The 22270-nt window shown below is 38.6% G+C and carries 25 protein-coding genes; 16 read left to right on the plus strand and 9 right to left on the minus strand.

All coding sequences use genetic code 11. From position 1 onward, the window contains the following. Nucleotides 1–2 precede the first annotated feature (2 nt). The 7 genes from OXT66_RS07395 (at nt 3) to OXT66_RS07425 (ending at nt 6612) form a co-directional block, all read left to right on the plus strand. Nucleotides 3–716, plus strand: coding sequence for a DUF1129 family protein (locus OXT66_RS07395; protein WP_268596733.1), 714 nt, complete (start codon nt 3–5; stop codon nt 714–716). A 64-nt stretch (nt 717–780) separates the two neighbouring features. After that, nucleotides 781–1920, plus strand: coding sequence for an IMP dehydrogenase (gene guaB, locus OXT66_RS07400; protein WP_268596734.1), 1140 nt, complete (start codon nt 781–783; stop codon nt 1918–1920). Between the two features lie 291 nt (nt 1921–2211). Beyond that, complete coding sequence (locus tag OXT66_RS07405) at nt 2212–2901, plus strand: response regulator transcription factor (RefSeq protein WP_056977802.1); 690 nt, start codon at nt 2212–2214, stop codon at nt 2899–2901. Between the two features lie 20 nt (nt 2902–2921). Then, nucleotides 2922–4106 (plus strand): sensor histidine kinase, encoded by a 1185-nt coding sequence (locus OXT66_RS07410; RefSeq protein ID WP_268596735.1) that lies wholly within the window; start codon nt 2922–2924, stop codon nt 4104–4106. Further along, nucleotides 4103–5368, plus strand: a complete 1266-nt coding sequence (locus tag OXT66_RS07415) for a D-alanyl-D-alanine carboxypeptidase family protein (RefSeq protein ID WP_268596736.1) — start codon at nt 4103–4105, stop codon at nt 5366–5368. Before OXT66_RS07410 ends, OXT66_RS07415 begins: the two co-directional genes overlap by 4 nt. A 107-nt stretch (nt 5369–5475) precedes the next feature. After that, nucleotides 5476–6270 carry an AzlC family ABC transporter permease gene (locus tag OXT66_RS07420; protein WP_268596737.1) on the plus strand — a complete coding sequence of 265 codons (795 nt, stop codon included), beginning with the start codon at nt 5476–5478 and terminating at the stop codon, nt 6268–6270. A 9-nt stretch (nt 6271–6279) separates the two neighbouring features. Beyond that, entirely contained in the window at nt 6280–6612 is a 333-nt protein-coding gene (locus tag OXT66_RS07425) for an AzlD domain-containing protein (protein ID WP_268596738.1), read from the plus strand. Nucleotides 6613–6801: 189 nt separating this feature from the next. Here OXT66_RS07425 and OXT66_RS07430 read toward each other — a convergent pair whose 3' ends face one another. Further along, on the minus strand, nt 6802–7974 hold the full coding sequence (locus OXT66_RS07430; protein ID WP_268596739.1) for an SAM-dependent methyltransferase: 1173 nt from the start codon (nt 7972–7974) through the stop codon (nt 6802–6804). A gap of 159 nt (nt 7975–8133) precedes the next feature. Here OXT66_RS07430 and OXT66_RS07435 point away from each other — a divergent pair, with 159 nt between their 5' ends. The 3 genes from OXT66_RS07435 to OXT66_RS07445 all read left to right on the plus strand — a co-directional run bounded on the left by OXT66_RS07435 (nt 8134) and on the right by OXT66_RS07445 (nt 10910). Next, nucleotides 8134–9087 carry a hypothetical protein gene (locus tag OXT66_RS07435; protein ID WP_268596740.1) on the plus strand — a complete coding sequence of 318 codons (954 nt, stop codon included), beginning with the start codon at nt 8134–8136 and terminating at the stop codon, nt 9085–9087. A 74-nt stretch (nt 9088–9161) separates the two neighbouring features. Beyond that, on the plus strand, nt 9162–10151 hold the full coding sequence (locus tag OXT66_RS07440) for an AI-2E family transporter (protein ID WP_327059009.1): 990 nt from the start codon (nt 9162–9164) through the stop codon (nt 10149–10151). A 69-nt stretch (nt 10152–10220) separates the two neighbouring features. After that, entirely contained in the window at nt 10221–10910 is a 690-nt protein-coding gene (locus tag OXT66_RS07445; RefSeq protein ID WP_172188523.1) for a 2,3-diphosphoglycerate-dependent phosphoglycerate mutase, read from the plus strand. 211 nt (nt 10911–11121) lie between these two features. Here the strand turns inward: OXT66_RS07445 and OXT66_RS07450 are convergent, their stop codons facing one another. The 4 genes from OXT66_RS07450 to OXT66_RS07465 all read right to left on the minus strand — a co-directional run bounded on the left by OXT66_RS07450 (nt 11122) and on the right by OXT66_RS07465 (nt 13092). Further along, on the minus strand, nt 11122–11247 hold the full coding sequence (locus OXT66_RS07450; RefSeq protein ID WP_268596741.1) for a hypothetical protein: 126 nt from the start codon (nt 11245–11247) through the stop codon (nt 11122–11124). Between the two features lie 324 nt (nt 11248–11571). Continuing rightward, entirely contained in the window at nt 11572–12141 is a 570-nt protein-coding gene (locus OXT66_RS07455) for a hypothetical protein (RefSeq protein WP_268596742.1), read from the minus strand. 451 nt (nt 12142–12592) lie between these two features. Further along, the gene (locus OXT66_RS07460) at nt 12593–12787 is read right to left on the minus strand and encodes a helix-turn-helix transcriptional regulator (protein ID WP_268596743.1); all 195 of its coding nucleotides are present in this window, start codon (nt 12785–12787) and stop codon (nt 12593–12595) included. 2 nt (nt 12788–12789) lie between these two features. Further along, nucleotides 12790–13092 carry a hypothetical protein gene (locus OXT66_RS07465; protein ID WP_268596744.1) on the minus strand — a complete coding sequence of 101 codons (303 nt, stop codon included), beginning with the start codon at nt 13090–13092 and terminating at the stop codon, nt 12790–12792. A 640-nt stretch (nt 13093–13732) separates the two neighbouring features. On the opposite strand from OXT66_RS07465, the gene OXT66_RS07470 reads away from it, so the two are divergent. After that, the gene (locus OXT66_RS07470) at nt 13733–14599 is read left to right on the plus strand and encodes a hypothetical protein (RefSeq protein ID WP_268596745.1); all 867 of its coding nucleotides are present in this window, start codon (nt 13733–13735) and stop codon (nt 14597–14599) included. Between the two features lie 210 nt (nt 14600–14809). Here OXT66_RS07470 and OXT66_RS07475 read toward each other — a convergent pair whose 3' ends face one another. Together OXT66_RS07475 and OXT66_RS07480 are read right to left on the minus strand one after the other, a co-directional pair. Then, nucleotides 14810–15112 carry a hypothetical protein gene (locus tag OXT66_RS07475; protein ID WP_268596746.1) on the minus strand — a complete coding sequence of 101 codons (303 nt, stop codon included), beginning with the start codon at nt 15110–15112 and terminating at the stop codon, nt 14810–14812. Then, a complete protein-coding gene (locus OXT66_RS07480; protein ID WP_268596747.1) occupies nt 15072–15311 on the minus strand; it encodes a hypothetical protein in 240 nt (79 codons plus the stop codon). The genes OXT66_RS07475 and OXT66_RS07480 overlap by 41 nt, the downstream gene beginning before the upstream one ends. Before the next feature lie 157 nt (nt 15312–15468). On the opposite strand from OXT66_RS07480, the gene OXT66_RS07485 reads away from it, so the two are divergent. Further along, nucleotides 15469–16050: a uracil-DNA glycosylase family protein gene (locus tag OXT66_RS07485; protein ID WP_268596748.1), complete on the plus strand. Its 582-nt coding sequence runs from the start codon at nt 15469–15471 to the stop codon at nt 16048–16050. Nucleotides 16051–16200: 150 nt separating this feature from the next. After that, nucleotides 16201–16869 carry a type 1 glutamine amidotransferase gene (locus tag OXT66_RS07490; RefSeq protein ID WP_268596749.1) on the plus strand — a complete coding sequence of 223 codons (669 nt, stop codon included), beginning with the start codon at nt 16201–16203 and terminating at the stop codon, nt 16867–16869. A gap of 90 nt (nt 16870–16959) precedes the next feature. Here the strand turns inward: OXT66_RS07490 and OXT66_RS07495 are convergent, their stop codons facing one another. Continuing rightward, entirely contained in the window at nt 16960–17580 is a 621-nt protein-coding gene (locus OXT66_RS07495; RefSeq protein WP_268596750.1) for a TetR/AcrR family transcriptional regulator, read from the minus strand. Between the two features lie 131 nt (nt 17581–17711). Here OXT66_RS07495 and OXT66_RS07500 point away from each other — a divergent pair, with 131 nt between their 5' ends. Continuing rightward, nucleotides 17712–18056, plus strand: a complete 345-nt coding sequence (locus tag OXT66_RS07500) for a MerR family transcriptional regulator (RefSeq protein ID WP_268596751.1) — start codon at nt 17712–17714, stop codon at nt 18054–18056. 418 nt (nt 18057–18474) lie between these two features. Here OXT66_RS07500 and OXT66_RS07505 read toward each other — a convergent pair whose 3' ends face one another. After that, nucleotides 18475–18735 carry a hypothetical protein gene (locus OXT66_RS07505; protein ID WP_268596752.1) on the minus strand — a complete coding sequence of 87 codons (261 nt, stop codon included), beginning with the start codon at nt 18733–18735 and terminating at the stop codon, nt 18475–18477. A 173-nt stretch (nt 18736–18908) separates the two neighbouring features. Here OXT66_RS07505 and OXT66_RS07510 point away from each other — a divergent pair, with 173 nt between their 5' ends. Both OXT66_RS07510 and OXT66_RS07515 read left to right on the plus strand, forming a co-directional pair. Continuing rightward, on the plus strand, nt 18909–19634 hold the full coding sequence (locus tag OXT66_RS07510; RefSeq protein WP_268596753.1) for a MerR family transcriptional regulator: 726 nt from the start codon (nt 18909–18911) through the stop codon (nt 19632–19634). Nucleotides 19635–20167: 533 nt separating this feature from the next. Beyond that, nucleotides 20168–22084, plus strand: a complete 1917-nt coding sequence (locus OXT66_RS07515) for an acyltransferase family protein (protein ID WP_268596754.1) — start codon at nt 20168–20170, stop codon at nt 22082–22084. The last annotated feature ends 186 nt before the right edge of the window (nt 22085–22270 follow it).

The raw sequence follows: 22270 nt of genomic DNA on the forward strand, positions 1-22270 counted from the left end.
AAGTGAGTAATAATGAAGAAAAGCGTAACGCCAACGTTCACCAAGATCGTAACCGGACCGCTAAACAAGGTCACCAACGGTTTGATGATTTAGGCTTAACTAAGCGTAACGCAGAATACATGTTTAAATTTAGCCAAGCTTTAAATGCTACTAATCTAAGTGGTGAAGTGAAAGCTAACACCATTGACACTATGTTAGCAGAATTAAAAGACGGCCAAAAATCTGGTAAAACTGCTCGCAACATGTGGGGTACTGTTGAACAAAAAGTGCAAAACACAGTTAACCCGCCGCAAAAAGAAGTAGGGGTAATGGGAGCTAACTATTGGCCTAACGCCGCTTATAACACCTTGATGTTCTTCATGATCTTCACTTTGTTGTACGGAATTACTTCCATGATGGCTAAGAATGCTAATACTAATACCACAATGGGAATTACTGGAATTATCGTCAGTTCATTAGTTGCTGGTGCCACTATTCCGTTGGTTTCTAATTTATTTGATCCTAAGGCTAAGCACCGTTATTCTGGATGGATGCGAATTTTATTCTTGATTGGGTTGTTCTTAGTATGGATGGTCATTTTCTTTGGGGCTGCAATTATTCCACGAGTAATCAATCCAATTATGCCACCTGCAGTAGATATTATTTTAGGTGTTATCGCTGCACTTGGAATGTGGTATATTAAACGGAATTACTCAATTAGCAATACAATTTTTTAATGGTTACTAAACGGGATAGACGTGCAAACGTCGCCCCGTTTTTTATAAACAGGAGGATTTTTTAATGGGAAAATGGGAAACTAAATTTAGCAAAAAAGGTTATACTTTCGACGACGTGCTACTAATTCCAGCAGCTAGTGATGTTTTACCTAATGAAGTCGACTTAAGCACACATTTGGCTGGTAACTTAAAATTACGGGTACCATTTATTAGTGCCGGAATGGACACCGTAACTGAAGCGTCAATGGCTATCGCAATGGCTCAACTAGGTGGTTTAGGTGTGGTTCATAAAAATCTAAGCATCGAAGCTCAAACTGCTGAAATTGCCAAAGTTAAGGCAGCACCAGTAACCGATACTGCTGCTGTGGATGCTGATGGTCATTTGGTGGTAGCCGCTGCAGTTGGGGTAACTTCAGATACTTTTGAACGGGCAGAATCATTGTTAAATGTTGGCGCGGATGCAATCGTGATTGATACTGCTCATGGCCATTCTGCTGGTGTCTTACGTAAAATTGCTGAAATTAGAGACCAATTCCCTGCCGCAACTTTGATTGCTGGTAACGTGGCCACTGGTGAAGGTACCGATGCGTTATTTGCAGCCGGAGTTGATGTAGTTAAAGTGGGTATCGGCCCTGGTTCTATCTGTACTACTCGGGTGGTTGCTGGGGTAGGGGTGCCTCAATTAACTGCTGTATATGATGCTGCTTCAGTTGCTCGCAAATGGGGTAAGCCAATTATCGCCGACGGTGGCATCAAGTACTCTGGTGATATTGTGAAAGCATTAGCTGCTGGTGGTAACGCCGTAATGCTAGGCAGCATGCTTGCTGGTACCGATGAGGCTCCAGGCGAAGTCTTTGAAGACAATGGTCGCAAGTACAAAACCTATCGTGGCATGGGTAGTATGGCCGCAATGGAACAGGCCCATGGTTCTAAAGACCGTTACTTCCAAAGCGGAGTCAACGAAGCTAATAAATTGGTTCCTGAAGGAATCGAAGGCGAAATTGCCTATAAAGGCTCTGTTGACGATATTATCTTCCAATTAGTCGGTGGTTTGCGTTCCGGGATGGGCTATACAGGTGCTGCCGACATTACAGCATTGAATGACAACGCTCAATTTGTGGAAATTTCTAATGCGGGCTTGATTGAATCTCATCCTCATGATGTCAAAATGACTAAGGATGCTCCTAACTATTCAGAACATTAAACAAGAAAGTCGGCTGAAGGCCGGCTTTTTGTGTGGTTACAGATATTTGAAAAATTACTCTAAAACGGCTTTCCCAAGCAAACAGTTCCGCTTAGCTCAATTAATTTAATAGCGATTCAAAGTCCGAATCGAACTATCTAAATTAATTAGTGCTATGCTCGCTGTTTAATCGCTTGGTCAGCACTTTATATTTTTCATTAAGCTTAAAGTCGCTTGGTTGGTCATTATACTCAAAAAGTGTAAAATTAAATCAGAGTTGATCTATCATTAATTATAAATGAGGTTACTACTATGAAAATATTAGTTGTTGATGACGATAAAGAAATTGCACAATTATTAGAAATTTATATTCGAAATGAAGGGTATGAACCAGTTTCCGCTTATAGCGGTCAAGAAGCCCTTACTAAGTTGCGGACGGAATCTGATATTGGTTTGATGATTTTGGATATCATGATGCCTAAGATGAACGGAATTGAAGTGATCAAGGAAGTCCGTAAAGATTCTCAAATTCCAATTATTGTTTTGTCTGCTAAGACTGAGGATATGGATAAAATCCAAGGCTTGATCAGTGGGGCAGACGATTACGTTACCAAACCATTTAATCCACTAGAAGTGATGGCGCGGGTAAAATCATTACTCCGACGGGCTGAAGAACATGTAACGGATGATACACCAGATATTTTAGATATCGGTCCGTTAACGATTAACAAGGACTCTCACGAAGTCAAAACCATTACTGGTACCCCAATCCAGTTGACGGCGCTCGAATTTGGTATCTTGTACCTTTTGGCAAGTCATCCTAACCGGGTCTTTTCTGCTGACGAAATTTTTGAACGCGTTTGGCGGCAAGAAAGTATTGTCTCCGCTAAAACTGTGATGGTTCACGTAAGTCATTTACGTGATAAAATTGAAGAAGCTACCAACGGTGAAAAAGTTATTCAAACCGTTTGGGGTGTTGGTTACAAAATCGAATCTCATTAAAAGAAAAGGGAGCAAATAACGTGAAACTAACTGGCCGCGAAAAAACTGAATTATTTTTAGAAGGGGTCGTTACGGTTATTTTGCTGCTGCTGTTAAACTTGTCGATCATTGTTTTAATCAACGAAACCTTATCGACTAATCCCGGCTTACAAGACGGGATTTTTATTATTAAACGTTCAATTGTCATTGGTCCCAACCACTACCAGATTTGGAGCTGGGAAAATATCTTTATTGCTGCGATGTTTGTGTTTGATGCGGCCGTAGTTTATTGGCGGCTAATTCGGCGATACCACCAAATTGAATTGCGCCACATCATTAATGAACTCCACTACATTGCTAACGGTCACTTGGATCATCGCATTGATTTTCACCTATCTGGTAACACCCAAACGGTGGTGGAAAGCATTAATGCTTTGGTAGATAGCGTGATTGACTCTATTGAAGAAGAACGGGCAATCGAGCATTCTAAGGATGAATTGATTACAAACGTTAGTCATGATTTAAGAACACCGTTAACTTCGATTTTGGGCTACTTGGGCTTAATTCAAGACAAACAGTACCATAGCGAAGAAGATCTACTTAAATACACTGAAATTGCGTATTTAAAGTCTAAACAGATGAAATCACTGGTGGATAATTTATTTGAATACACTAAAGTGCAACAAACCGGTACCCAGTTGTCGTATAATCGAATTGATGTGGACCAAATGTTAGAGCAGTTAGTGGCTAGCTTTGAACTAGAAGCTAACAAACACGGGTTGGTGATTACCACTGATGGCAACGACTCTAAGCTGTTTATTGAAGCGGATGCTGAAAAATTAGGCCGAGTATTTAACAATTTAATTGCTAACGCCATTAAATACGGAGTTGGTGGTAAACACATTTATTTAAAAGCCATAAAGAAAAATGATGAGGAAGCCGTTATTGAGGTAATCAATGATGGTCCTAAAATCCCTAAAGAATCACTTAACCAAATTTTTGAGAGATTCTATCGAGTGGAAGGATCCCGAAATAAGGATACTGGAGGAGCCGGTCTGGGGTTAGCGATTGCCCAAAGTATTGTGCAACTCCATGGTGGTTACATCGATGTTACTTCGGATGATGAGTTTACTACGTTTGCAATTCATATCCCAATTACTAGAAATGATCAAATCACTGATCCTCACTCTCACCAATTAATTTCTAAGCAAGGAGAAAAGAAATGATGCGCTTCAAACAAACTTTGATGATCGGTACCATGATACTTGGAATAACTAGTAGTTTTGCTATAACTCCAGCTTCGGCTGCAACATCTCCTAAAATTGCCGCTAAGGCAGCAATTGCAGTTGATAGCACTACCGGCCAAATTTTGTATCAAAAAAATACCAAGCAGACGTTACCGATTGCATCTATTTCTAAACTATTGACCGTCTACATTGTCGTGCAACAAATCCAAGCTGGTAAATTAAATTGGACGGATCAAGTTAAGATTTCTCCGGCAGTAGCTAAAATTAGCCAGGATAGCGAATTAACTAACGTTCCCTTGGTTAGCGGTCGATCGTATTCGGTTCGCGAACTAGTTAATGCTAGTTTGGTTGTATCTGCTAATGCGGCGGCGTTAGCGCTAGGACAAAAGGTTTCCGGAACGAGTGCAAACTTTAGGGAACTAATGCAAACTACTGCTAAGCAATTGGGCATTAAAGGCGCCAAGCTCTACAATGCTGCTGGGGTAACTAACGGCCTTGCCGGCGACTTAAAATTAACCGGTGTTTCCAACGATGCCGAAAATAAAATGAGCGCGCAAGGAGTGGCATTGTTGGCTAGTCAACTTCTACAAGAGATGCCTAGTATTACCAAAATTACTAAAAAGGCTAGTCTGAATTTTGAGGGCACTAGCTATGAAGGTCATAACTTATTGTTAAAAGGCCAGTCTCAAGCTCAACCGGGATTGAAAGTTGATGGATTGAAATCGGGAACTTCCGATGCAGCTGGTGGTTCTTTTGTGGGAACGGCTACTAAAAAAGGCCATCGAATTGTCACCGTGGTCTTACACGCTGGCAACCAATCTCCGACTGATCCCGCGCGATATCAACAAACAGCTAAATTAATGAACTATGTTTATAAGGTTTTCAAACCAGTAACCATAGCTGCTGGTACTAAGCTCAAGGGTGCTAGTAGCGCTGAAGTTCCTAATGGTAAGCAAAATACTGTAGGCTTGAGAACTGCTAATGCTGAAAGCGTGTGGATTCCTAAAACGGGTACTAAAAGTTCCATCACCGGGAACCTACAATTAGAAAATAATCAAAAAACGTTGTCAGCGCCCGTTATTAATAACTCGGTAGTAGGAACTGCCTACTTTAAAGTTAATGGGGCAACACCAGCTTATTTACCGTCTAACTCCAGTGCAATTTCTTTGACCACGGTTAATTCAGTGGATAAAGCTAATATCTTTGTGCGAGCATGGCGAGCAATTGTTAACTGGTTTTAGGAAAACCGGTGCGTAAAGGGGTTTATTATTTTGTGAAAATCACCTATAATAAATCCTGGATTTTCTTTTTTGAATCAATTCGGTTTTAATTAGATGGAGGATTCCTTTTGGCCAACAAAGTAGCTAATGCTAGGGTAGAGTTGCCAAAGTGGCGACAGATTTTAAACGTCTCTTTACCCGTTGATTTGAGTTATATTCCTATCGGTTTAGCTTGTGGGATTTTACTCAACGCGTCTGGATTTAATGTCTGGACAACACTGATGGTATCAGTGATGGTCTTTTCTGGTGGGGCGCAATTTTTGATTGCATCATTACTAGCGACCAATGCCCCTATGTATTCGGTAGTTTTGATGTTATTCTTTCTTGAACTGCGGTATGCGTTATTAGGTTCCAGTCTCTCCAAGTATTTACACGGAGAGTCGCTGAAATTTACGGCGATTTTCGCCGCTTCAATGAACGATGAAAACTACGCGATCAATTACTTGAAGTTTTCAACTGATAAAAAATTTACCCCTCAAGATGCTTTGAAGGTGGAACATTTTACGCTGCTCTTTTGGGCGGTAAGTAACATTATTGGAAGCTTAATTGGTAACGCTATTCATATTGATTTAACGGTGGTTCATTTTGCGTTAACGGCCTTGTTCTTATACATGATCGTGATGCAATTAAAGGAATGGCTGTTAATTGTGATCTGCATTTTATCAGGATTTTTGGCCGTCTTCTTCTTAGTTTTGACGAAGTCGACACTGGGATTAGTTATTTCAACGATCGTATCTTCGTTGATCGGGTTTGCAATTGAAGCTCAAATTCGCAAGCATAATCCTAAGAGTCGGTGGATTCATCCAATGAAGAACCCAGCGGGATCACCGGTGGAAGAAGATCTTGAAGACGAAGAAGAGTAGGAGTAAGGCATGGAATGGAATACGATGCAACATGTGTGGTTAATTTTAGCGTGCTTCGTGGTGGCGTTTGCTCCACGGTTTATTCCGCTATTGTTTTTCCGAACTAGAAAAATTCCCACATGGTTTAACGAATGGATGAAATACGTTCCCATTTCGCTATTCACGGCGTTGGTGGTTAAGGACATCTTTATTAACGAAGCTTATGCATTCTCCCTTGCTGATAAAGCACCGCAAATGATTGCGGCAGTGTTAGTAATCGGAATTGCTTATTGGACTCGTTCCATGGCTTTGTCTGTTATTTTGGGCTTAATTGCTGTGTTCTTATTAGCAGCATTCATTTAAAAACAAATACATAAAAAGACCACAACTTTAGTTGTGGTCTTTTTATTAGGTAATTTTTGAGTGATCAGAAATTAACCATAGTTCCCAAGCGCAGTAGTTGGCTGGGTTTCAAAAAACAAAACTCTAGCCAACCTTGCGAGGGTCCAACTAAAAATTTCTTTCAGAAATTTAGTTTCTCTCTCCAGCACTTTATTTATACATATAATCTCTCGTCATTGGCAATGACTTACCAGCCGCACCTTTAGAGATTAAGTACTGCATTACGTCAATATTTCCTGACTTAAATGATGCTGCACAGGCTTGGAGGTAAAGATCCCACATCCGAGCAAAATCTTCATCAAACATTTCGACTACTTGGTCGCGGACTTCATTGAAGTTGGCGTCCCAAATTTCGGTAGTCTTTTGGTAATGTCTACGAAGAGATTCCAAATCATAAATTTGTAAATCATTTTCTTCAATGTGTTGAATATTTTCTACTAAACCGGGAACGTAGCCACCTGGGAAGATCCATTTGTTCAACCAACCATTAGTAGCTCCACCTTGCTGACGAGTAATTCCGTGAATTAATGCTACCCCGTCATCGGTTAGGTAGTTATTAACGCACTTGAAGTATTCACCAAGGTTTTCTTTACCAACGTGTTCAAACATTCCCACGGAAGTGATGTAATCAAATTGAACGTCGCCTAATTCGCGGTAATCCACTAATTTGACGTGAGCCACGTCTTGTAATCCGCGGTCTCTAATTTGGTCGTGAACGTAATCGTACTGTTCTTGACTCAAAGTGATCCCGGTAACGTCTAAATGGTATTCTTCTGCGGCGGTGAGCATCAAAGTACCCCAGCCACAGCCAATATCTAGGAAAGTTTTACCTGGTTGTGGGTCCAACTTCTTCAAAATGTGGTGAACCTTATTGAGTTGAGCGGTCTCCAAATCGTCTTCTGGCGTTTCAAAGTAAGCACAAGAATAGGTCATCGTCTTATCTAACCACAACCGGTAAAAATCATTACCAATATCGTAGTGTTCTTGAATATCCTTTTTACTCTCGGTTTCATCATGTGAAATCTTTGGGAGGTAGTGGATGAATTTCTTATTATGGAAGAAACTGCCAGCGGTATCGTATGCTGAAGTCAATAGGTCTTCTAGACTGCCATGCACTTCAATGGTACCGTCCATATATGCTTCACCTAACGCAATTGAGGCGTTTTTCAAAATTGCTCGAATAGGAACTTCTTGATGAAATACAATGGATATTTCCGGAATTCCTTCCCCATAGGTTTCCGTTTTACCATCCCAATACGTTACTTGTAATGGAATTGAGAAACCATTTTTGAAAAAAGTATGGTAAAATCTTTTCTCCAACATATGAACTTCTCCTTCTTTCACTATAAAATACACATTTAGCATTATAACGCTTTTGAATTCTTTTTTGTAAGTGGGAGATTATAAATTCACTCGTTCGAACATTAAGGGACTTAATGGTATAATGAAAAAACAAATGTCTAAAGCTTAGGAGGATGTCACGTGAAAAAGTGGATCTGGTTAGTCGTCGCCATTATCGTCGGCTTGGCCGTTGGGGGCTATTCCTACGCTCGCCACGCTGAAAATCAAAAACTTTATTATGATTCAATGGAACAAGGTAACTTACAAATTTCTAATAAAAAGTATACCGTTGCTGAAACAGAATTCATGAATGCTCTTAAGAAAAAGCCAGGGGACAAACGGGCTAGCCTCTTATTGAAACAAACGCAAGAATACGCTGCGGGTGATAATAGTTTTAAAGCCGGTCAGTATTCTGATGCTAAGAGCAGTTATACCGCGGTCACTAATACTAAAGGTGGCAATAAACAATTAACTGATCGGGCCAAAGATCAATTACTATTGATTAAAAAGGTGCAAGCTAATTTAGCTAAATATACCAAGGTTTATAACGAAGCTTTGCAACAACAAAAAGCTGGGCAATATGTAGATTCTAATATTACCTTGAACGGAATTTTGACTGATAAGAGTGCCAGTCAGAGTTACTACAAAGTACTTTTCAATAAGGCTAAGAAATTACGGGACGCTAATAATAGTGCAATTGAAAATAACAGCACACCAACTGACCCTAATGAAGCCAACAAGTTTGAAAAGCCAAGCAACAAACCAGTAGATAATCCTAACGTTGCAGCTAGTGCTAGTTCCAGTTCCAGTTCTGCAAGTGAGGCGGCTGCTAGCTCTTCAAGTGCAGGATTGACTAGTTCTGAGAAGAAGGCTGCGGATAATTATCAAGGTAGTAACGAATATACCGTACCTGATTCTAAGAAGAAGATTAACGGTAAAGCAGCCAGTGCCAGACAAATCAAAGATGCTCGAGCAACTATCAAAGCTGCGGGGGTAGATGAAGGGGCGTTAAGTGACCAAGACGTCATTAATGCTATTAATGGTGCGTATAAGAAACAAGAATCCTTATCACAATACGTTAAGGAAAACTTTTAGTTACGGGGGATAAATAACTCGTGTGGGAAAAATTTGTCAGTAACATTCGGTTAAGACGGATCGTTGTTTTAGCTGTGGCCATTGCAATCTTGGTAGCCTTTAAAGGGATGATGAGTATGATCTTGTTGACCTTTATCTTTACTTTGATCGTGGTCAAACTCTCTAATTTTGTGAGCCAACGGACGCCAATTCCACGAACATTAGTGGTGGTCGTAGTTTACGTGTTGGTATTGGTAGGATTGTTTATTACTATTACGGATTACCTACCCCAATTGTTGGATCAAACAATCAGTTCTACTAAGGATATGATTAGCTTTTATTCTGATCCGAAGAACCTACCAGATGGGCAAACGATGGGCTGGATCAATGATGCGATTCAAAAAGCGCATTTGATGGATCAGGTTCAAAACGGTGTGTCATTAGTTTGGCACTATGTTACCAGTGTTGGGGCAATGGGAGTTACCCTATTCTTATCACTGATTCTAAGTTTCTTTTATGCCATTGAACAAAATTCTATGGCTAAATTTTCTAAGGAATTTTTAAGTAGTGATATTAGCTGGTTCTTCAGCGATCTTTACTTCTTTGGCAAGAAGTTTGTGGGCAGTTTCGGGGTAGTGATTGAAGCTCAGTTCTTCATTGCCATTGTTAATACCGTGTTAACCACGATCGTCATGTACTTTATGCACATGCCAGAATTAGCAGTTCTTTCCATTATGATCTTTATTTTAAGTTTGATTCCGGTAGCCGGTGTGATTGTGTCGCTAGTGCCGTTGTCATTAGTTGCTTACTCAGTGGGGGGCTTTACCGATGTCTTATACATTTGGTTGATGATCTTGGCGGTCCACACATTGGAAGCTTACGTGCTAAATCCTAAATTCATGTCCTCTAGAACTAACCTGCCCATTTTTTACACTTTTGTGGTGTTATTAGTGGCAGAACACTTCTTTGGCACCTGGGGATTGATTTGTGGGGTCCCAATCTTCACGTTCTTCCTAGATATTACTGGAGTTCAAACGGAGAGTGCGGATCATACTAAAGGAATTACCGGTGATCAGCCCAAATAAAAGCTGAATTTTAACGGGAAATGATGTAAAATAATATGGATTAAGAGAAATTGAAAAGGGGTAATAAACATGGCAAAATTAGTATTGATTCGTCACGGTCAAAGTGAATGGAACCTTTCCAACCAATTTACTGGTTGGGTTGACGTTGACCTTAGTGAAGAAGGCGTTAAGCAAGCTCAAAACGCTGGTAAGTTAATCAAGGAAGCTGGAATCGAATTTGATTTCGCTTACACTTCAGTATTGACTCGGGCCATCAAGACTTTGCACTACGCACTTGAAGGTTCAGACCAACTCTGGATCCCAGAAACTAAGACTTGGCGTTTGAACGAACGTCACTACGGTGCTTTGCAAGGCCAAAACAAGAAGGAAGCCGCTGAAAAATTTGGTGAAGATCAAGTTCACATTTGGCGTCGTTCTTACGATGTATTGCCTCCACTTTTGAGTGCAGACGATGAAGGTTCAGCAGCTAACGATCGTCGTTACGCTAACCTTGATCCACACATCGTTCCTGGTGGTGAAAACCTTAAGGTTACCTTGGAACGCGTTATGCCACTATGGGAAGACGAAATTGCTCCTAAGTTATTAGATGGCAAGAACGTTATCATCGCAGCCCACGGTAACTCACTTCGTGCCTTGAGCAAGTACATCGAAGGCATTTCTGATGAAGACATCATCAACCTTGAAATGGCTACTGGTGAACCAGTGGTTTACGACTTCGATGACAAGTTGAACGTAGTATCAAAGACTAAGCTTGACTAATTAAATTGATTAAAAGAAAAGAGACCGTCTCGATGTGAGAGGGTCTCTTTTTTTGTTAAATATAGTCAAATTGATATTGATGAGCTAAAGTAAGGATGTTCTGTTTAACAAACAGAAAAGTAATAAAAATAAACTAATTCGGATTTTAAGATGTTGATACAGCGGGATTTATCTAGTATTTCCCACGTATGTGGGGGTGATCCTTATATATTTAATAATGTCCTTTAGTTTCTGATATTTGTCGATATTTTGAAGCTGACGTTTCCAATAATTTTAACGCTTCATTTTTAATTCTTAGTTCTAAATTTTCTGCTTCATTATTTTGTTTTTTATTCATTTTTGGTTTTCGTTCTTTTCTTACAGACAATAAACCATTTGGACCTTCATTGCGATAAATTTCTTTCTATTTATAGATTTGCAATATACCCGTATACCCAAATTTTGCTGTTACTTGAGTATAGGAGGCATTATTTTCAATTGCCCATGGNGATTTGCAATATACCCGTATACCCAAATTTTGCTGTTACTTGAGTATAGGAGGCATTATTTTCAATTGCCCATGGGGTAGTTTTAATTCTAAATCTAGCCAATATTTTTGAGCAATTCCTTTAACTTTAGGGGTATAGCACAGATGAAGGATGGCTTTTTGTCTACATTAAAATTATTTAAGGTTGACGCTGATGTCTTTGTGCCATTTTATTTCTGGTGAAAACCAATCGGAAATCCACAGATTTAACCGTAAGTTAGTCTTGCCCAGTTTGCCGGTCTTGGCTTTAGAAACTTCCCAACGACTGTGATCGTAGGTTCGGGTACGACCGCCACCACCAGCGACCGAGCTTGGAAAAGTTTGGAAACTATCGGAATACTTGAAGTTAGCTTTCTTTGCCTTGCCTTTAGTGAAATGGTATATGGGGAGTTTAGAACCACCGTATTTGTCTATATCTATTAAATATTTATCATTCGTATTTTTGATAGAAAGATCTACTTTTACCCAGGTTTGGTATTTACTCTTTGCCTTGCTGACATGATAGACGTAAATTTTTTTGAGTTTAAGATAGCCAGAGTGTGGGGTTTTGTAAGTTTTGTTAATTTTGTAGGTCTGAACGCTTTGGTAGGTCTTGTGTTTATTGTTAGCGTATGTAAATGACTTTGCCGACGTTCCTTTGGCTCCTGTGCCTAATACTAATAACGCCATGAACAACGCTAAACTAAACCGAATTATTTTCTTCATTTTCCTAATTCCTCCAATATGGCTAACCATGAGCCGATTTGATTACGTAACTAGAATACCAACCGACCGTGACATTATGTGTCGTTTGAAGGTAAATGGGAAAAATAAATCAGAATTTTTTAAAGGAGAGTAGATCTAGCTAGTTATCAACATTTTTGTGGATAAAAGGGAGCATTTAAGCTGGTCGACAGTTGTCCACAGGTGGATAAATATCAATCTTGGTAGTTATCCAAAGGATGAAGACATCATCAGCCTTGAAATGGCTACTGGTGGTACAACTTCGATGACAAGTTGAACGTGGTATCAAAGACTAAGCTTGACTAATTAAATTGATTAAAGTAAAAGAGACCTTCTCGATGTGAGAGGGTCTTTTTTACTGAATATAAGTGAAATTGGATTTGTTAGCCTGATTATAAGGTGGTGAGGCCAAAAATTAAAGAAGTCAAAATTACTAAGAAGTGGGATGAAATAGCGTATCCACCGTTGTTTCTAACCGTTGCGCTAAACTAAACGCCAATTTTAAGGTTGGATCATACTTGTCATTTTCAATGGCATTAATAGTTTGGCGACTGACGTTACAGAGTTTGGCCAGTGTATCTTGAGAAATACCAGCCTGTTTACGTAAAATACGAATTTGATTTTGCAATGTTAATCACCAAATTTTTTAGAAGCATTATGTAATTCCAGTAAAAAGATAACGGCGCTAGTCAATAACAAATGAAAGGGTTTCAAGTTATTAGGGGTCTTATTGAGAAAAATACTAATAATTTGCCCAATAAAGTCTAGAACCAGTAATCCAATGATAATGTAAAAAGTTTTGGCCGAAGCCGTCATGACAATTTGTTTGCGGCGTTCATCACCCTGTTTACTGATGGTTCGAAACATAGCGATGATGGCACCAAACGAAACGATTAAAAAAAGGAATACAAAAATTAGAATAGCGATTTCCATAATATAATCTCCAAATGTAAAAAGTATTTGACTATTAGAGTATAGGAAATTAAATTATTAATGTCAAATAAGTTTGACATATTTTAGAGTAACCAAAGCATATAAAATTTAATGAAAGAGACCGTCTCGATGTGAGAGGGTCTCTTTTTTGGTGATGATGGCTGTGGATAACATTTATTTAGTTTGCTGTTCTGCCTGCTTAACCATGACGTTATAGAGTTGATCTAAGTAACGTTTCAATTCTGACCCGTACTGAAAACGAGTATTTATATTATTAACAGGGGACTGAAATATTAAGATCATCAGTAGTGATCCTATTAGTTCTATAATATTTTTGTTTATATTTATGTCTATTACTTTCCTCATTTCTTATTGCTATTACTATTTGATATTATTTGTGATACAATTATAATTAAATTGTAAAGTAAAAAATACTTCTAAATAAAGAAATGGAGAGGTTTATTATGCAAAGCAAGAAATTAAAAATTTTTGCTCAGATTATCACTACTATGGCTACTCTAGTATTAGCTACTACTGGCAACAATATGTCACACCTGAAGATGTAAACGCTGCCACCGGTAAGAAGACTCTTAGTCAAAAGAAGATTAACAACACTCATGCTCATATTTTTAAAGGGGTTATGTATACTAACCTTAAATTAAATAAGGTTGCTCATAATACTAAGAACTACAAGACTACGCCTTTCTATGTGAAGAAGGAAGCTACTGTTAAATTGTCTAATGGTAAGAAGGTTGTAGAACAATATATCCAATCAAAGACTAAGAGTGGTTCTATCAAGGGCTGGATTTATAAAGGTAATGTTAAAAAATACTTCCCTCAAACTTACTCATCGGCTACTTTCCGTAAATATGGTTTAGCTCAAGGTTATCACGACAAAGCTGCTTTGAAATATTCTGATTGGAGTCGTGATGGAATATACCTACATAAAGGACCTACCTCTCTTGAAAAACATCTAAAGGGGTCAGATATTACTTTTAAAGATGGTAAACTTTACATGGAAAATATTGATCCTCAAGCTTTTCCTGGAATGAATGGTAAATATGCTTATCTAAAAAATGGTCATCGGGCATATTTAGGAAATCTGCATATACCAGATAAAAAATTAGGAGCTGGGGCTGTTGAATGGATTCCAGGAATTTATAAATTATCAGACAATTTTACTAATAACATTAAACATTGGAAGTTATTCTTTGTTAATGAAAAACTAATTGCTGATCAACCATATAGCGATGTTTGGGGTGATGCAGGCCGATACCGGTTAGCCAATAAGAAGGGATATGTAAATGGTAGTCGGTTAACCGATTATCCTTCTGTAAAAGGGGATGTATTGAATACATCATTAGGAGTTTTATACAATGCCTCAATGTGGTGGAACACCCAAACAGCTCAAGTTAGTATGAAAAAACACATTATTTTACAACAATTACCAAAGAATGACCCTATGGAAAAAATTGTAAATAATTCTGATGGACTTAATCTAAATTAATAAATCTTCGTTATTTCGTTTAAAATTATTTCATCAGCATCGATCGTCATCACGGTGGAAAACAAAACGATAGTTTTTACGATTGAGAACTATATTATTAACTAACGTTTGCTGAATGTTAATATAAGTTTAATTAATTAAATCATTAGAAAAGAGACTTTCTCAATGTGAGAAAGTCTCTTTTCTGATAATTATGGCTGCAAATAGTCTTTATTTATTTTGCTGTTCCGCTTGATTAACCATGATTGTGTATAGTTGATCCAAGTAGTGTTTCAAATCTTGAGCTTGCTGAAAACGGGAACAAAGCTGTTCCGAATTTAAACAAAAGGCCGCAATATCCTTTTGTTTCTTGCCCGGCACGGGGTAGTCCATGACCACTAGTTCGTCATTATCGAAAAACATGGTGTCGTCCTTATAGATGATAGGCTTATTAAAAACGTCTTCGATGCCGTTTAAGAAGGATTGGTTGAACTTAGTATAAGTTACCAACCGGATGCAGATTGTAGCCGCCATAAACCGCACCATCGTCGAACTCGACAAGTAGGAGTTGTTGCCCGCGTGATTTTCGTTCAGACAAAAAGCTGGTAAAGCTAATCGAATCATTGGCGTTGCTGGTATAAATGGGCTGGGCCGGCCAAGTGAGGGTGACTTCCTCTGCTGCGTTGGTCATTGATGCTTGGCGCTCTTTTCGTTTCCGGGATCCTTTTCCCATGATAATCATCCTCTCAGAATTAATAACTCACCATTGAGTGTAAACTATTCAACTAGGCAACTCAAATATCATTGTGCTCCTTGCCAAAACTCCGATCAGAGGTTAATTTAAGGATGAGAAATAGTATCTTAAATAAAAAAACGGTAGGAGAATTAAAATGACAGATGCAGAAATTTTTGCGGCAATTCAGGCCGATCCCCAAAACGCAGAATATACTTCCCAAAATATCCCACCCATTTATCAAGTTGATCCCCAAGCAGAAATATTGATTATCAGTCAGGCGCCGAGTAAAAAGGTGCAAGAGACCCAAATTTTTTGGAACGATCAAAGTGGCGACCGATTACGCCAATGGATGAATCTCAGTCGCGAAGAGTTTTATCAAACCAATAAGATTGCCGTTTTGCCGCTAGATTTTTACTTCCCGGGAAAGGGGATCCATGGTGATTTACCGCCAAGAAAAGGCTTTGCCGAAAAATGGCATGCTCCCTTGTTAGAGCTGATGCCTAACGTTAAGCTCACTTTATTAATCGGTGCTTACGCCCAAAAATTTTACTTGCAAAAGCGGGCGCAAAAAAACCTCACCGAAACGGTCCGCCATTATCAAGAATACTTACCGCAATATTTTCCCATCGTGCATCCTTCTCCACTAAATTACGGGTGGTTTAAGAAAAATCCGTGGTTTGAAGCACAGGTAGTGCCGGATTTGCAACGGCGAGTAGCTGAGATTATGGAGAAATAGGGTGGTGTGCCCTAACAAACCAATTAGTAACTATTGGTAAATTTCGTAATCACTTGAAACGCTAATAGGACTATGTTAATTTCAATGCATAACTGGTAATTGCAGGCGATACCGGATAAAACATTGCCGTTGAAATGGAAAGGATTATCTATGCGTATTAACGTCTTGCAACACACCCCGAGTGAAGGCCCCGGAGCTATTCAAGAATGGGCCACCCTGCATCAACACGAAATGTTTGTTTACCATCCTTATCAGTTTTGCATTTTACCCCGGGCCACGGAAACTGATCTATTGATCATTTTAGGTGGACCGATGAGTCCCAATGATGATTTGGAGTGGATTAAACAAGAACGCGAGTTGATTCACCAGCTGTTACAACAGCACAAGCCCATCTTCGGCGCTTGCTATGGGGCCCAACAAATTACTAAGGTTTTAAGCTGCGAAGTTTTGACTGCTCCCCACAAAGAAGTGGGGTGGGCACCAGTGTATCGACAAAATGATATGATTCCAGGATTACCAGAGCAATTAATCGTTTTGCATTGGCACGAAGAAATGTTTCAAATTCCACGAGGAGCAGAATTGCTATTTAGTAGTGATTTAGTTGCTAATCAAGGATTTTGCTACAATGGTAACGTGGTGGGCTTACAATTTCATTTAGAACCACAACTAATGGACGTTCGCACTATGACCATCAATGACGGTGACTATGCCGATGTTAATAACGATTTGCACCAAACGGCAACTGAAATTGCTGAAAAAACCGTCCCGGTGGCAAATAAGGCAGCGTTCTTTACGATTTTAGATTATATCGTGAGCTAATTTCGCTGATATTAACTGATTTAAAAACAATTGAGACTATAAACTTAAGAGGCCAGCTCATCATGAGCTGGCCTCTTTTTTTATCTATCGCTATTTAATATCCTTTTCAATCAATCCATAAGGCGAGAAGAAGCGCGACACTAAAATAATTTGGGTGATTTCTTGAGGGGATCTGGGCTGCTCTTCTTGCAACCAGATATTAATAATATCCACTAGACTTTGAACAATAATGGCTTCGGCGTAATTAGTTGGAATCCGTAAATGGTAACGCTGCAGTACCTTATCGAGTCCTAAGTAGTTTTGGAGTAATTTGGTAATTTTTCCGGGCAGGTATGGGTCCCCTTCCGGACTAAGGAGGGCTTTGATAAGTGCAAAATTTTGGGAGATTAGCAGGCAAATTTCGTAAATCGCCTGTTCCAGTGGTTGTCGTTGTTGCGGATTATCAATAACTAGGCCGACTGGACCGGCCAAGTGGTGGTCTAAAATATGTTCTATTTGGACTAAAATAGTTGTTTCCAACTGGTTGACTAGGTCAAATTTGTCTTCGTAGTGCAAGTAAAAAGTACCGCGGTTAATATCAGCAGTTTGACTGAGATCGCTGACGGTAACGTTGGGTAATCCCTTAGTGTTAATCAAACTAATAAGGGCGGTTTGAATGGCACGCTTGGTGCGAGCCGTTTTGGTTTGGGCCGTTTTGTGATTTTCTACCATGAAATCAACACGATGTTAATTATAGGGAGGGAATTAAAGCCACTTTGTTATTGTTCATAATTGAGTTCTCCCTGTTTAAAAACTGAGTAGAGTATAAACTATCAAGTGTACTTGATAGCAAGGAGTTAATTATGAAAACATATTCTGCAGAAGAGACGGCTAACTTAACCGGCATTAGTAAAGCGACGCTAAGATATTATGAAGAAGAAAAAATTATTGGACCTATTAGGCGAAATACCAATCATTACCGGCGCTATACTGAAGCTGATTTAGAGTGGATTAACGTGATTAAGAGAATTAGAGAGATTGGGGTTCCGGTCAGGGAATTAAGAGGAGTAACTGAGACGGAGATGAATGAAAGGTTAGAGGGACTGCTAATCTATCAACAGAAGGTTCGTAAGCAGATCCAGCAGTTAAGACTAGTTGATGAATTTTTGAAAAATAAAATTGATTATATGAAAAACATTACTAAATAGAGGCTGTGACTGCGAAGTTATTAGTTTATTTAGAAGATAATATTCCTCATTTGGATATGATTGTTTAGAAAAATAGCTAATATTTTGGAGATAATTTTTTCCTAATTAAGCTTGACTAATTAAATTAATCAAAAGTAATGAGATTGTCTAGACTGTGACATAAGTCTCTAAACAAGAGGGATCCCAGAAAACCAATTTTGTTTTCTGGGATCCCTCTTGTTTTTAATATTTGTAGTAAGTGGTATTATTCCATTTATCTTTCGAAGACTGATTGAATTTGATTTTCATTTTTTTACTATTAGTCATACTAATAGTGATGGAATATTTAATGCCACCCTTAGGAGCATTATTGACTTGATAGCCTACCAATTTATAGTGTTTGTGACCTAGTGACTTATATTTTACCTTAACGGTATAATTAATTAGGATCAGGATAAAAAGCACCTTGGTTAGAAAAAGATTTTTTGTAAAAATGAGCATGTGCTCGACTTTTACGAATAATTTTACCGTATTTATATGTTTTTATGCCTGAACGCCACTTACCACGTAGTACTTTGGGAACACCATTGTGGTAACTTGCAGCATTAACAGTTTGTGGTGTAGCGACGCTAAAAGCTAATCCTGATGCCACAGTTAGTAGTAACGCAATATTCTTAAATGAACTGTTTGGTTTAGTCATTTTTTTACTTCTTTCTGTATTCATTTGGATATGTATTAGTTGTAATGATATCATTATTGTTTAATTATTTCGATTTAATATCCATACTGTCATTAATCAAGAAAATAATTCAAAAAATCCTTGCAAGTTACGCAACGTCATGGCGTATAAAGAAGACCGTGGAGGTGAAATCAATGACTCAATACACATCGGGGGAACTCGCAAAAATCACCGGGGTTTCCGTTAGAACCATTCAATATTATGATCAACAAAATTTGCTGCATCCAGCATCAACGCTGAATGGCCGCCGGATTTATGATGATAGTGCAATCACGGTTTTGAAAACCATTTCGCTACTCAAGGTTCTCGGTTTCCGGTTAGCCGATATTCGCGAAATTCTCAGTCAGGAAAATCCCGGTGAATTCATTCAAGCACATTTAGATAGACAGTTGCAGGAATTTAAAACCGAAATTGATGCTGCCAAAGAATCAGTGGAAACTATAAAAGCTCTGCAACCATATTTAAGTCATTTAAATGACTTACCGATCACTAGCATTGGAGAAATGGGGGACATTATGCAAAATAAAAAAGATTTGCGAAACACTAGAACCGTTTTATTCGCGGCGGGAATTGTAATTGATATCGTGGAAGTAGTGGCGTTTGTGATTAGTTTGCGAACCGGTCAGTGGGGTTGGTTCATCGGTGCCATCGTGCTTGCTGTTTTAGGGGCTACCTGGTTAGTTAATTTTATGTACCACCGTGTCGCTTACGTTTGCCCTAATTGCGGTTTCATTTTTCGACCAACTAAAAAGGCCTTTTTCTTCTCTGCTCACACGTTTGCTACTCGGAAATTGAAGTGCCCTAACTGTCATGAAACTAATTCTTGCTTAGAAATTAGTGCGAATGCGAAAGAATATTGATCAAAATTAAAAACTGGAATAAACCATATTAAACTAGTGTATAGACCTGCTGGTTGGTATGTGGGATTAACGATCAGCATACTCTCAGTATTACTGGTGGCAGTGACGTACTTTTTACAACTTAAAAGAAAGCCACGTTAACCCAAATAGACTAACTTTAAGATGATACAGAGGTTGATAAAACGGCCTCTGTTTTTTGATACTTTTCACTAGCCAATCGCGTTTTCCAATTAGTGAAAATTATGATATAACAGATTTAGCTATTTTAAACTGTTTTATTATTATCTTATAAATATAAGAACTAAATAGTTATCAAAAATTGTGAAAATTAAAAACATAAAATTATTGTTAAATTCCTTATATTATAACTATTAAAACGATTGATTTGGAAAGCTCACTTGTAAAGAATAATTACAAATATTATGGTTTTTTTAAATATTTAAATTTACCCCCTATCGTAGTTTAAATAATGGTAAATTTAATAAGTAATTAATAATTTTGGGGAAGAAAAGAAAGTCTAGAGGAAAAGAATTATGAAACGTGCAGAATGGCGCAATCAACAAATGGCAAAGAAGACGCATAAACGCCGTTATATTTCGGGAATCGATGGTCTTAGAACCTTAGCAGTTATTGGTGTGATTGTCTTTCACTTAGCTCCTTCAGCTCTTCAAGGGGGATTTTTAGGGGTGCCAATCTTTTTAGTATTGGCGGGCTATTTAGTAACCTACTTCATGTTATTAGATTGGGATAACGAACAGTCATTACATATTGGAGCATTTTTAAAACGACGAATCTCCAGATTATATCCAACGCTAGTGACCGTTTTGGTGGCCACCACGGCATACATTACGTTATTTAACCGTTCATTATTAACAAATATTAAGGCAACCTTGGCCACTAATTTAACCTTTGTGTATAATTGGTTTGAAATTGGGCATGGTCAATCGTATTTTGACCGGGCAATGGGAGAATCACCATTTACTCATTTATGGACATTATCTTTGGAAGGTCAATTCTATTTGATTTGGCCATTCGTGATTATTTTGTTATTAAAGCTTACCAAGAAACGGTGGCAATCGGCCCTAGTTTTATTAGTAGGGGCAATTGCTTCGGCTATAGAAATGGCTATCTTGTACGATCCTAATAACATCAACCGGGTGTACTACGGAACTGATACTCGTTTCTTCGCGTTGCTACTAGGAGCATCGTTGGCCTTTATCTGGCCAATTCATAAATTATCAAGTAACGTCAGCAAGGGGAGTCGCTGGACGTTTGATGGTGTAGGATTATTATTAATGCTAGGAATGATTTACTACTACATCACTATGTCTGGTTCAGATGCTTGGGCTTATCATGGTGGCATGTTTATTTTCTCACTTTTGGCTACCTTGTTCGTTGCTATTATCGTTCATCCAGCCAGCCATTGGAATCAATGGTTAACTAATCCAGTCTTTACGTATATTGGAAAACGCAGTTACGGGATTTATGTTTACCAATTTCCGGTAATGATTTTTTACGAAAACAGTGTAAAAAGTATCGGTAACCATCCATTAATTAATGCTTTGATCCAAGTAGCCATTATTTTGGTAATTAGCGAATTGAGTTATCGCTACGTTGAAAAGCCACTTAATCACATGGATTGGCATCAATTAGGAACGGCTTTAAAGAACCCAACTAGAGTAGTTACTGCGGCTATTATGGCAGCTATGGTGGCGTTAACCTTTGTGGGAATGGCCACTAAACCAGAGCAATCTACCGCGGACTCGTTGAAAAAAACGATCACCGCTCGTCAAGCCGCCGCTGATAAGAAAAACCAACGGGCAGAACTCTTGCAAAAGAAGCAAGCTGCTCAAGCTAAAAAGTTTGCGCATAACCGTAAGTTAGAAAAACAAGCGATTAAACATTTGTCAGTGAAGAAACGTAAGGTCATGAAGAGTTATGGCATTACCGCTCAAGAAATGGTGACGTTGCAACACACACCATTAACCAGCGTTGGTGATTCCGTCATGATTGATATTTCCGGTGGCCTACAACAATTATTCCCAGGAGCAGTTGTGGACGGACAAGTTGGGCGCCAAATGGATGCAGCTCAATCTATCGTTCAACAAATGGCTAACAGCGGCAAAATTAGTGATAATTTACTCTTGAATTTGGGGACTAACGGAACCGTTACTTCCGATCAAGTAAAAGCCGTGATGGGCGCTGTAGGGCCTAAACGAGATGTTTATTGGACTACCGCCTACGTGCCTAACCGCAGTTGGCAAAATGAAGTTAACAGTACGATTATTTCCGCATCTAAAAAATATAAAAACCTCCATATCATCGATTGGTACAGCTTAGCTAAGAAACATCCAGGCTGGTTCACTAGCGATGGAATTCATCCTAATAATACTGGGGTGCATTACTTTGCCAAATTGATTGCCAAGTCGATTGCTAAGGATAAAAATTAAAGTAGGAATTAATAAAAAGACTTAACGAAATTAACCGTTAAGTCTTTTTTTGTAGTTAAAAACGAACTATTTATGTGACGTTAAATCGTTTTAAGAATTATTTACATAAAAATACGAACAATATTAGTTTTGTTTTTAAAAATGTTTGTGATATACTAAAAATATTCTTGGGGAACTAATTAGGAT

This window comes from Lentilactobacillus senioris (genome assembly GCF_026798195.1).
Lineage (GTDB): Bacteria > Bacillota > Bacilli > Lactobacillales > Lactobacillaceae > Lentilactobacillus > Lentilactobacillus senioris_A.